This is a genomic window from Lysobacter sp. OAE881, from assembly GCF_040546665.1.
Taxonomy (GTDB): Bacteria; Pseudomonadota; Gammaproteobacteria; order Xanthomonadales; family Xanthomonadaceae; genus Lysobacter_J; species Lysobacter_J soli.
In genome coordinates this window covers 912,841-923,817 of record NZ_JBEPOG010000001.1, presented here as the reverse complement: position 1 = coordinate 923,817, position 10,977 = coordinate 912,841, and the positions used below count along the sequence as shown (strand labels likewise).

At 66.6% G+C, this 10,977-nt stretch carries 12 protein-coding genes and 1 tRNA gene; 2 read left to right on the top strand and 11 right to left on the bottom strand.

Annotation, left to right across the window (positions count from 1 at the left end; genetic code table 11):
- Nucleotides 1–20 precede the first annotated feature (20 nt).
- Complete coding sequence (galE, locus tag ABIE51_RS04290) at nt 21–1,082, bottom strand: UDP-glucose 4-epimerase GalE (RefSeq protein ID WP_502913250.1); 1,062 nt, start codon at nt 1,080–1,082, stop codon at nt 21–23.
- Between the two features lie 100 nt (nt 1,083–1,182).
- Between galE and ABIE51_RS04285 the strand changes: the two genes are divergently transcribed.
- Nucleotides 1,183–2,181, top strand: coding sequence for a hypothetical protein (locus ABIE51_RS04285; protein ID WP_354503516.1), 999 nt, complete (start codon nt 1,183–1,185; stop codon nt 2,179–2,181).
- On the opposite strand, the gene ABIE51_RS04280 is transcribed toward ABIE51_RS04285, so the two are convergent.
- From ABIE51_RS04280 to ABIE51_RS04260, 5 genes are all read right to left on the bottom strand, one after another.
- Nucleotides 2,182–3,126 (bottom strand): 2OG-Fe(II) oxygenase family protein, encoded by a 945-nt coding sequence (locus tag ABIE51_RS04280; protein ID WP_192632351.1) that lies wholly within the window; start codon nt 3,124–3,126, stop codon nt 2,182–2,184.
- Nucleotides 3,126–4,502, bottom strand: a complete 1,377-nt coding sequence (locus tag ABIE51_RS04275; protein ID WP_115841331.1) for a pyridoxal-phosphate dependent enzyme — start codon at nt 4,500–4,502, stop codon at nt 3,126–3,128. Before ABIE51_RS04275 ends, ABIE51_RS04280 begins: the two co-directional genes overlap by 1 nt.
- Before the next feature lie 232 nt (nt 4,503–4,734).
- The gene (locus ABIE51_RS04270) at nt 4,735–4,953 is read right to left on the bottom strand and encodes an HP1242/YdcH family protein (protein ID WP_115841330.1); all 219 of its coding nucleotides are present in this window, start codon (nt 4,951–4,953) and stop codon (nt 4,735–4,737) included.
- A 389-nt stretch (nt 4,954–5,342) separates the two neighbouring features.
- The gene (locus ABIE51_RS04265; RefSeq protein ID WP_192632350.1) at nt 5,343–6,227 is read right to left on the bottom strand and encodes an OmpA family protein; all 885 of its coding nucleotides are present in this window, start codon (nt 6,225–6,227) and stop codon (nt 5,343–5,345) included.
- Entirely contained in the window at nt 6,224–6,601 is a 378-nt protein-coding gene (locus tag ABIE51_RS04260) for a DUF4398 domain-containing protein (RefSeq protein WP_115841328.1), read from the bottom strand. Before ABIE51_RS04260 ends, ABIE51_RS04265 begins: the two co-directional genes overlap by 4 nt.
- A 109-nt stretch (nt 6,602–6,710) precedes the next feature.
- Here ABIE51_RS04260 and ABIE51_RS04255 point away from each other — a divergent pair, with 109 nt between their 5' ends.
- Nucleotides 6,711–7,823, top strand: a complete 1,113-nt coding sequence (locus ABIE51_RS04255; protein WP_115841327.1) for a PilT/PilU family type 4a pilus ATPase — start codon at nt 6,711–6,713, stop codon at nt 7,821–7,823.
- 164 nt (nt 7,824–7,987) lie between these two features.
- On the opposite strand, the gene maiA is transcribed toward ABIE51_RS04255, so the two are convergent.
- From maiA to rplM, 5 genes are all read right to left on the bottom strand, one after another.
- Nucleotides 7,988–8,653: a maleylacetoacetate isomerase gene (gene maiA / locus ABIE51_RS04250; protein WP_115841326.1), complete on the bottom strand. Its 666-nt coding sequence runs from the start codon at nt 8,651–8,653 to the stop codon at nt 7,988–7,990.
- A 63-nt stretch (nt 8,654–8,716) separates the two neighbouring features.
- Complete coding sequence (locus tag ABIE51_RS04245) at nt 8,717–9,706, bottom strand: fumarylacetoacetate hydrolase family protein (protein WP_192632349.1); 990 nt, start codon at nt 9,704–9,706, stop codon at nt 8,717–8,719.
- 213 nt (nt 9,707–9,919) lie between these two features.
- Nucleotides 9,920–9,994 (bottom strand) — tRNA-Gln (locus ABIE51_RS04240).
- Nucleotides 9,995–10,021: 27 nt separating this feature from the next.
- Nucleotides 10,022–10,414, bottom strand: coding sequence for a 30S ribosomal protein S9 (gene rpsI, locus ABIE51_RS04235; protein WP_115841324.1), 393 nt, complete (start codon nt 10,412–10,414; stop codon nt 10,022–10,024).
- Between the two features lie 26 nt (nt 10,415–10,440).
- Nucleotides 10,441–10,869 (bottom strand): 50S ribosomal protein L13, encoded by a 429-nt coding sequence (gene rplM, locus ABIE51_RS04230; protein ID WP_115841323.1) that lies wholly within the window; start codon nt 10,867–10,869, stop codon nt 10,441–10,443.
- Nucleotides 10,870–10,977: the final 108 nt, after the last annotated feature.

Here is a 10,977-nt window from a genome sequence, read left to right as displayed (position 1 = left end):
CCGCAGGGGCGGGCGACCGCCTAGCCGCCGCCCTGCTCCACCTGCCAACGCCACGCGTCGGCACACATGTCGTGGAGGGAGCGCCGCGCCCGCCACCCGAGCTCCTCGAACGCCAGGGATGGGTCGGCCCAGTATTCCGCCAGATCGCCTGGCCGGCGATCGACTATCTCGTAGGGAATGGCCCGGCCGCTGGCCGCTTCGAACGCGTGGATCATTTGCAAGACAGAGGTTCCCCTCCCCGTCCCCAGGTTGAGCGTCAGGCAGCCCGGCCGCCCTTTCAGGCGCTCCATTGCCGCCAGATGCCCCTCGGCGAGATCGACCACATGGATGTAGTCCCGCACGCCGGTGCCGTCGATGGTGGGGTAATCGCCGCCGAATACCTTCAGCCGCGGCAGGCGCCCGGTCGCGACCTGCCCGATGTAGGGCATCAGGTTGTTCGGGATTCCGCGGGGATCCTCGCCAATGAGCCCGCTCGAATGCGCGCCGACCGGATTGAAATAGCGCAGCAGCGCAATGCGCCACTGCGGATCCGCCGCGCTCACGTCGCGCAGCATTTCTTCAACCATCAGCTTTGACCGGCCATACGGACTGGTGGCGGAGAGCGCGCTGTCCTCGTGCAACGGCATGATCGCGCTTGCACGGTAGACGGTGGCCGAGGAGGAGAACACCAGCGTGCGGCAGGACGATGCACGCATCGCTTGGACCAGCCTCAGCGTCCCGACAAAATTGGTGTCGTAGTACTCGACCGGCTTCTCGACCGATTCGCCCACAGCCTTGAGCCCGGCGAAGTGGATGACCGAACCGAAGCCGCCGTCTGCAAACGTCTGGTCCAGCAGCGCTCGGTCGCGAATGTCGCCGTCGATGACGGACGGGCGAAAACCGATGATCCGCTCCAGCCGGTCGATCACCCCGCGATGGGCGTTGCTGAAGTTGTCCAGGATCGCGAACGGGATGCCGGCCTCGGCCAACGCCACGCAGGTGTGCGAGCCGATGAAACCGGCGCCGCCGGTGACGAGAACCCGATCACTCATGACGTGCATGTCCGGAAGTGGAAGTGCAAGCCGGCACAGTGGCGGGCGCATCGGCGAGTGCTCCGCCATCGCGCGGTTCCGTTCTTCCCGGCATTCCCGCTAGCATGGGCGGTCGCCGATTCTAGCACCGCCCATGAACCGCCCCAGGCGTTTGCCGCCGGATTTCAGTCGCAGTGCCGCCTATCCGCTGTTCGCGTTCGACACGGCGCAGGACCGTGCCTGGGTGCTGCATTTCGACGCCGAGGATTACCGGCGCGCCAGCTTCCTCGACCAGCGCGCCCTGAACCGCCACGACGTCTCCGGCTGGGTCATCGACCGGGCCGAACTCGTCGCCGCGCTCGACCCGAGCCCGCCGCTGCGCGACGTGCACTGGCTTTTCCACATCGGGCACTGCGGTTCATCGCTGGTGAGCCGTCTGCTGGACCTGGTCCCGGGCGTACTCGGGCTGCGCGAGCCCCTGCCGCTGCTCACCCTCTCCCACGAGCGCGACAAGCCGGCGGCCGCGACGTGGGAAGCGCCAGTGCTGGCATCGCTCGCCCGCGGCTTCGCCGACAGCCGGGCCGTCATCGTCAAGCCCACGAGCGTGGTTACGACGATCGCTGACCGCCTCCTGCCCGACACCGGCCGCGGCTGCCTGCTGTGGGTGGACCTGCACACCTGGCTTGCGACGATGCTCCGCGACCCGCGCCTCATCGACGGCCCGCTTTCCACCGAACCGTTGCGGCTGGCGCGCCAGCCCGATCTTCCGTCTGCCGACACCGACGGCGCGCGCCTGGCCCGCGCCTGGCTGATCGAACAATTGCGCTGGCGCACGCTGGCGGCCGATCCGGCGCTGACCGGGCGGCTCATCGACCTCGACTTCGCGGACGTACTGCGCGACCCCGCCCCGGCCGTCGCGCGCCTCGCCATGCACTACGGCCTGCACGTGCCTGAGGACTGGGCGCAACGCATCAAGGCCTCGCAACTGCTCAGCCGCTACGCCAAGGACGGGGACGCGCATTTCGATTCGAACGCGCGGCGGCGCGAACTCAGCGCTGCCGCGGAAAAGCACGCCGACGGTATCGCCGAAGGCATGCGGTGGGCGGAGGCGACGTTGGAAGGCATCGGCGATGAGGCCTACTTCGCCCCTCGCCTGCAGCCGCGCGGCTGATCAGGCCAGGAACGTGGTCATCGCGTAACGCGTGCCGCGCTCGACCGGCCGCACTTCGTGCAGCATCGAACACGAGAACACCAACGCGGCGCCCGTTGGTGGTGAAAACAGGTGCGGCCCAAATTCGGGATACCGGAACTCGCCGCCGGTGTAATCGCCCTGGTTGAGGTTCACCGACAACGCGAAGCGACGATGCGCGACATCCGGCGTCTCGTTGTCACGATGTGCGCGGAAGTACCCCGCGTTCTCCGGATACGCGAGCAGTTTGAACGGATCGCGTCGGCGCACCTCGAAATTGAACACGCGCACGATCTCGGGGAGCGCGCGCCGCATCAGGCGCTCGTGCATGCGCGCTTCGAGCTGCGCGTCGCGCGGAATCACCTCACGACGCTGCTTGATGTCGGGATCGACCTGCAGCCGCTGTTCGCCGTCCTGCATCACCAGCACCGCGGACACGTCGCCGCCGGCGCAGTCCACTTCGAGATGGCGGATCAACGCCGCGCACAGGTCCGGCTCGAATACGTCTGGAATCTGCAGCACTGGCGCGATCGCGATCGTCTGTTCGCCGCGCAGCGCGTCCACGTCCGCGGCCACCTTTGGCGCTTCGTTGATCGGCAGCGGCTGCGACGTCTGCAATCGCAGGTTCGCATCGGCCTGCCAGAACAGGCCGATGCCGAGACCCGCGCACCAGCGCGGATCTGCGGCGGCCGATTGCCAGCCCGACGCGGCACCTTCTGGCACGGCGGGGCCGACGCAAAGCGCGATCGCGCCGTCGGGTGGACGCGGAAGTCGCGCCGCCGACGCCGCGTCGACAGGCGTCGCGATCCATAACGGCCGGCCGGCGAATTCGGCGTGCAGCGTGCGGCTGGTGCCGTCGTCCGCGCGCAGGCGGACGTCCGGCAGGCGGTCGCCCGGCAACCAGTGCGCGGACGCCGCGGCGTTCATCACTGCACGCGCCTGCGCAGGTAGTTGAGCAGGTCGATGCGCGTGATCAGGCCGATGAACTTCTCGCCGTCGACGACGATCGCGACATGGCCGCGATCGAACACCGGCAGCAGCGATTCGATCGGCGAACGCACGTCGATCTTGTCGAGCTTGCTCACCATCGCGGTCGACACCGGATCGCGGAAGCGCGACTCGTCTCCATACACGTGCAGCAGCACGTCGCTCTCGTCGACGATGCCGACGATGTTGTCGCCGTCCATCACCGGCAGCTGCGAGACGTCGTACAGCTTCATGCGCTGATAGGCGGTGACCAGCAGATCGTTCGGACCGACGACGACCGTGTCGCGTTGCGAGAACGGACGCAGGATCAGGTCGCGCAGGTCGCCCGACGACTGGCGCGCGAGGAAGCCGTTGTCCAGCATCCAGTAGTCGTTGTACATCTTCGACAGGTACTTGTTGCCGGTGTCGCAGACGAAGACCAGCACCTTCTTCGGCGTGGTCTGCTCGCGGCAGTACTTCAGCGCCGCGGCGAGCAGCGTGCCGGTCGACGAACCACCCAGAATGCCCTCTTTTTCCAGCAGTTCGCGCGCGGTGAGGAAGCTTTCCTTGTCGCTGATCGCATAGGCCTTCTTCACCCGGGTGAAGTCGGAAATCGGCGGCAGGAAATCCTCGCCGATGCCTTCGACCATCCAGCTGGCCGACTTGTCCGACAGCGTGCCGCGGTTGATGTATTCCTCGAGGATCGAGCCGACCGGATCGGCGAGGATCAGTTCGGTCCCTGGCGACTCCTTCGCGAAGCAGCGCGACAGGCCGGTCATCGTGCCGGAGCTGCCGCAGCCGAAGACGATCGCGTCGAGCCCGCCGACGTCGGCCATCTGGCGCAGGATTTCCGGGCCCGTGCCGAACTCGTGCGCGGCCGGGTTGTCGGGGTTGCCGAACTGGTTGATGAAGTAGGCGCCCGGCGTTTCGCGCGCGAGGCGCTCGGCAAGGTCCTGGTAGTAGTCGGGATGGCCCTTGGCGACATCCGAACGCGTGAGCACGACCTGCGCGCCCATCGCCTTGAGGTTGAAGATCTTCTCGCGGCTCATCTTGTCGGGCACGACGAGGATGAGTTTGTAGCCCTTCTGCTGCGCCACCAGCGCGAGGCCGATGCCGGTGTTGCCGGCGGTGCCTTCGACGAGAGTGTCCCCGGGACGGATCTTCCCGGCCTTCTCGGCCGCTTCGATCATCGACAGGCCGATGCGGTCCTTGATGGAGCCGCCCGGGTTCTGCGATTCGAGCTTGAGGTAGAGCTCGCAGACGCCGGTGTCCAGGCGCTGCGCCTTGATGATCGGCGTGTCGCCGATCAGTTCGAGTACGGATTGATGGATGCTCATGCGGGCAGTGTAAGAGCCCGGCGTGAAGCGCGGAAAGTGCGGTGCGCCTCCATTGGCCGCAGGACGACGGATCGGCGCGCACGAAGGGGCACCCGGCCATGCGGGCGCCTTCGGGGAGGGAGGATCCTTCGCACCGGGGCGGCTGCTGGGCGCAGCCGCCCCGGTTCTCAGGAGACGCGGGCGGAGAGACCGACGAGGAAGTCGCCGCCCGCGGCGAGGAAAGAGGTCGTCGTCAGTGGCGTTGCAGGTCGTACATGCGGACCAGGCGGTCCTTCGCAGCCAGTTTTTCGCGCTTCATCTGCGCCAGGGTGATGTCGTCGATCGGTAGCACGCCCAGTTCGGCGTCCATCACTCTCTTGTCGAGATCCTTGTGGCGTTGATAGAGCTGCTTGAATTCCGGGTTGGCCTTCATCAGCGCCTCGATCTCCGGCTGCGGTCGTTCTTCGAACATGTAGAGCCTCCTTCAGCGGGTAAGGAAGCCCCGGCGCATGGCCGAGGCCCGTGCGGAAGGCCCCGCAGACGAAAACGCCCCGGTCCTCGAAGGACCAGGGCGTCGTGCGGGGTCATGGAAGAGCAGGTCGGGGTCGGCGGCCTCACAAGGACCGGCCCCGTACTGACGTGGGGCTGCGGGGTCCTTCGAAAGGGGCGTTGACGTCATCGACCAGGCTCATCGCCAAGCGGAAAACAGGCCGCTTGGAGTACCGACCCTACTCTTCCCAACCGGGGTCGGCAAGGGTGTCGGGGACGGGATGTGAGCTGCGTCGTGAAGGTCGCGACGAGCGGAAGGCGGCCGGGGCCGCGCTTCCGCGGGTTTCACGCAAGTTGTTGATTCAACTTGATTTACTTGGACTGAACGACCAGCTCGGTGCGATCGGCCTTGCCTGCCTTGCCGTTCACCTGCACCTGGCCCTGCGGCCAGCCGCCGGCGACGAGTGCATCGCGGACGGCCTCAGCCCGACGCTGCGCCAGCTTGGCGTCGGCGGCGGTGACATCGACCCGCACGCCGGGCGAAGACGAGGCCTGCGCGTAGGCCGCAACCGTCTTGACCGTGGTCTGCGCACCGCTGCCAAGGGTCGCCTTACCGGAGCCGAAGCTGCCCTTGTCCAGGGCGAAGACCTCGCCGCGGCTGTCGCGTTTGGCAGTCGGCAGCTTGCCGCCGGTCACCAGTTCGGCCTCCTCGCGGGCCAGCTTGGCCTGGCGATCGCGCGCCGCGTTGAGGCGCGCCGTCTGGGCACCGGCAACGCCCTTCAGCGCGCTTTCGACGTCCTGCATCGCCACCGCGTCGGCCTCGCTCTGCTGGCGCAGGCGCTCGGCCTCCTCGGCCTGCATCTGGGCCTGCAGGCGCAGGCGTTCGTTCTCCGCACGAGCGCGGGCGGCATCGCGCTGGCTCGCTTCGACCAGCAGTTCGGCCCGCTCGCGATCGAGCTGGTCGACCTGGCGCTGCATCGCCTGGGTGCGCGCGGCCGACTCGGCGATGGCGACGCGGCGCTCGGCCACGTACAGCGCGCCGGGGCGGTCGCGTTTGGCGGCCTGATCGAGCGTGCTCACGGCCTGGCGCGCCTGGAGTCGCTCGTAGGCGGCGAAGGTGTTGAGCGTGGAATCGGCGTCGAGTGCGGTCAGGCGCTGCGACAGCCGGGCGGCGTCTGGGTTGTCGGCGGCAACGGCGGGCGCGGCGGCGAAGCACGCGGCCAGCGCGGCCGTGAGGATCATCGGACGAAGGTTCACGGCTGGGCCTCCTGGAGACGGCGGCGCAGCTCTTCGACTTCCGCGCGACGCTGGTTGAGTTCGGCCGTCGCCAGCGCCTCGCGGCTCCTGGCATAGGCAAGGTCGGCGTCGGCGGCCGCGGACAGCGAGAGGCGGCGCGCCTCGTCCTGGTCGCCACCGCTCATCGCGGCCTGGGCCTGCGACAGCTCGGTGCGGGCGGTGCCCAGCTCCTGCGGCGCGTACTGGTCGGCGTCGGCGTCCTCGGCGCGGGTCACGGCCTGCCGGGCCGAAGCCAGCTCACCGGTCGGCGGGGGCAGCGACGCGCACGAGCAGAGTGCGGAAGCGAGAACTGCAGCCAGCAGCGGAAATCGGATTTGTGCGAAGCTTGGACGCATTGGGGAGGCCGTGCCTGTGATTGGTGCCCGGCCATTGTCGTAAAGCCGCCGCCGCGCTTGCAACGGGATGGGTTCCGGGCGTGAGGGCGCAAGAATAGGGGTTGCTTGCATGGACATCGGCTATTTCCTGAAGCTGATGACGGAAAAGAATGCGTCGGACATGTTCCTGACGACCGGCGCACCGGTTTATATCAAGGTCGAAGGCAAGCTCTACCCCCTCGGCAATACCGGCCTGCCTCCGGGTATGGTCAAGAAGATCGCCTATTCGCTGATGGACGAGGGCCAGGTTCCGCTTTTCGAGCGTGACCTCGAGCTGAACATGGCGCTCGCCCTGCCCGAAGCCGGCCGCTTCCGCATCAACGTTTTCAAGCAGCGCGGCGAAGTCGGCATGGTGATCCGCGCCATCCGCAGCGTGATTCCGTCGATCGAGGAACTGCAGCTGCCGCAGGTGCTGAAGGACATCATCATGGCCCCGCGCGGCCTGGTGCTGATCGTCGGCTCCACCGGTTCGGGCAAGTCGACCACGCTCGCGTCGATGATCGACTACCGCAACAGCAACATCTCGGGCCATATCCTCACCATCGAGGATCCGATCGAGTACCTGCACAAGCACAAGAAGTCGATCGTGAACCAGCGCGAGGTCGGCCTGGATACGCACGCCTTCCACAACGCGTTGAAGAACGCGATGCGCGAGGCGCCGGACGTCATCCTCATCGGCGAAATCCTCGATGCCACGACGATGGAAGCGGCGATCGCCTTCGCCGAAACCGGCCACCTGTGCCTGGCGACGCTGCACTCCAACAACGCCGACCAGACGCTGGAACGCATCCTCAACTTCTTCCCGGAAGCCGCGCACAAGAACGTGCTGATGAACCTCGCGCTCAACCTGCGCGCGGTGGTCAGCCAGCGCCTGGTCGTCGGCACCGATGGCCGCCGCGTGCCGGCGGCGGAAGTGCTGATCAACACGCCGCACATCCGCGACCTCATGCGCCGCGGCCAGGTGCACGAGATCAAGCAGGCGATGGAGGAGTCGCTGGAGGAAGGCATGGAGTCCTTCGACCAGTGCCTGTTCCGCCTCTACAAGGAAGGCCGCATCGACATGGAAGAGGCGCTCAAGGCCGCCGACTCCCGCGAAGGCCTCTCGCTCAAGTTCCGCCTCTCGGAAGGCTCGAGCGGCGAACACGATCCGTACGCGGAAATCTACGACACGGCGACGCAGTAACGCGCCGATGTCTCGACCCCTCTCTCGCCCGGAGAGGGGTTGCGCAGCGCCGGCGATCCGCCGGTGCCTTCTTCAAAGCGTGAAAGCACATAGATTCCAGCATCGCTGGAATGATGGCGTTGCCTGTCCGGCAGCCCCGTCGAACGGAGCTGCCTCAGTCCTAACTACGCGACCGGCGCATCCGGCTGTTTCTCCGGTCGCGCCGCATCGAAGGCCGGCAGCGCCAGACACGCCTTCTCGATGCGCGTGATCGTCGGGTACTTCGACAGATCCACTGCGAAGCGTCGCGCGTTGTAGACCTGCGGAACCAGGCAACAGTCGGCGAGCGTCGGCGAATTGCCTTCGCAGAAGGTGCCGGTCGACGGATGGTCGGCGAGCATCGCTTCCAGCGCGGTGAAACCTTCCTGTACCCAATGCTGTACCCACGCGTCGCGTTCGGGCTGCGGCACGTGCCAGTTGCGGTCGAAATGCTGCAGCACCCGCAGGTTGTTGAGCGGATGGATGTCGCAGGCGATGGTCTGCGCCAGCGCGCGGACGCGCTGGCGGTCGCGCGCGGCAGCCGGAAGCAGCGGCGGCTCCGGCCAGGTTTCGTCGAGGTATTCGAGGATGGCGACCGACTGCCGCATCACGCGGTCGCCGTGCTGCAGCACGGGCACGAGTTCCTGCGGATTGACCTGCTTGAACGCGGCCGAATGCTGCTCGCCGCCGTCGCGGATCAGGTGCACCGGCACCGTTTCGTAGGGCAGCGACTTCAGGTTGAGCCCGATGCGCACGCGATACGCCGCGCTCGAACGCCAGTACGAGTACAACCGCAGATGCTCAGCCGCCATGCCGTTCCCCGCGAACACGTGGTGGATTCCGTGCACGGCGGGCGGCCGTGCACGGGTGGTGCGTCAGGCGTTGCCGCCCTTCTCGATGCGCTGCTCGATCGCGCCGAAGACGCTCTCGCCGTCACGCGACAGCATTTCGATGCGGACCGTATCGCCGAAACTCATGAACGGCGTGATCGGCTTGCCGGTTTCCAGCGTCTCGACGGTGCGCTTCTCGGCAAAACACGACGCGCCCAGCGACGTGTCCTCGTTGGCGACCGTGCCCGAGCCCACGATGGTGCCGGCCGACAGCGGGCGCGTCTTCGCTGCATGCGCGACGAGCTGCGCGAAGTCGAACTGCATGTCGACGCCCGCTTCCGGCGCGCCGAACCATTCGCCGTTGATATGCGTGGTCAGCGGCAGATGCACCTTGCTGCCCTGCCATGCGTCACCGAGTTCGTCCGGCGTGACGAACACCGGGCTCAGCGCCGAGCGCGGCTTGGACTGCAGGAAACCGAAGCCCTTGGCGAGTTCGTTCGGAATGAGGTTGCGCAGCGAGACATCGTTCACCAGGCCGACGAGCTGGATGTGCGAGGCGGCCTGTTCGGGCGTCGCGGCCATCGGCACGTCGTCGGTGACTACGACGACTTCGGCTTCCAGGTCGATGCCGTAGTCCTCGCTCGGCACGCGCACCGGATCGCGCGGACCGTAGAAGCCCGCGCTCACCGCCTGGTACATCAGCGGATCGGTGTAGAAGCTTTCCGGCACTTCGGCGCCGCGCGCGCGACGCACGCGTTCGACGTGCGGGAGATACGCGGATCCGTCGACGAATTCGTACGCACGCGGCAACGGTGCGGCGAGCGCCGCCATGTCGAGATCGAATGCACCCTCGGCGTTGCCCTCATTGAGCGCGTCGTACAGCGCGTTGAGGCGCGGCGCGATGTTCGACCAGTCTTCCAGCGCGCGCTGCAACGTGTCGGCGATGCCGCTGGCACGCACGCCGCGCGAAAGATCGCGCGAGACCACGATCAACGTGCCGTCGCGACCGCCTTCCTTCAGAGAACCAAGCTTCATCGAAACTCCCGGATTTCCAGCGCTGCCGCGCGATGGTTTCAATTGTAACGACTGCGCGCAGCGTGGCGAGACATCGAACAGAACGCAAATCGATGCCGGATTCTGACAGCACGCCTGCTGCCGCGGCGATCGACGCATGGCACACCCGATCCACGGCATGGAAAAACTGCAGGCAACAAAAAACCCGCCTTTCGGCGGGTTTCTTGTTTTGTCTGGCAGCCCCGGATGGATTCGAACCACCGAATGCCTGAGTCAGAGTCAGGTGCCTTACCGCTTGGCGACGGGGCTATGAAACAAATTGTAACCCAAAAACGATTAGCGCTTCGAGAACTGCGTAGCGCGGCGGGCCTTGTGCAGACCGACCTTCTTACGCTCGACTTCACGCGCGTCGCGGGTCATGAAGCCGGCCTTGCGCAGCTCGGTCTTCAGGGTTTCGTCGTACTCGACCAGCGCGCGGGCGATGCCCAGGCGGATCGCACCGGCCTGGCCGGTGATGCCGCCGCCAGCGACGGTGACGACGACGTCGAACTTGTCGGTCGACTGGGTGAGTTCGAGCGGCTGGCGCACGATCATGCGCGCGGTTTCGCGACCGAAGAACTCATCCAGCGGACGCTGGTTGACGGTGATGTTGCCAGCGCCCTTGCGCAGGAAAACGCGGGCGGTGGAGGACTTGCGGCGGCCGGTGCCGTAATTCTGCTGGAGTGCCATGGGATGTCTCTAGGAAAGGGTCCGGATCAGAAGTCCAGCGGCTGCGGCTGCTGGGCGGCGTGCGGGTGCTCGGAGCCCTTGTAGACCTTGAGCTTGCGGTACATGGCGCGGCCAAGCGGATTCTTCGGCAGCATGCCCTTCACGGCGATCTCGATGACGCGCTCCGGATGGCGCTCCAGCGCCTGGGCAAGCGTCTCGGTCTTGAGGTTGCCGATGTAGCCGGTGAAGCGGTGGTACTGCTTGTCCTGCAGCTTCTTGCCGGTGACGGCCACCTTCTCGGCATTGATCACGATGAGGTAGTCGCCCGTATCCACGTGCGGGGTGAACACCGGCTTGTGCTTGCCGCGCAGACGGCGGGCGAGCTCGGAAGCGAGGCGGCCGAGGGTCTTGCCTTCGGCGTCTACGACGTACCAGTCACGCTGGACGGTCTCGTTCTTGGCGGTAAAAGTCTTCATGACTGGTCTTTGATGGTGTTCCGGTCGGGCTGGTTCCGTACTCGTTTCCGGCAAGGCCGGACCGGCGGAACTTCGCCACGCGTTGTCGAGGGGGTAAAACGAAGAGGC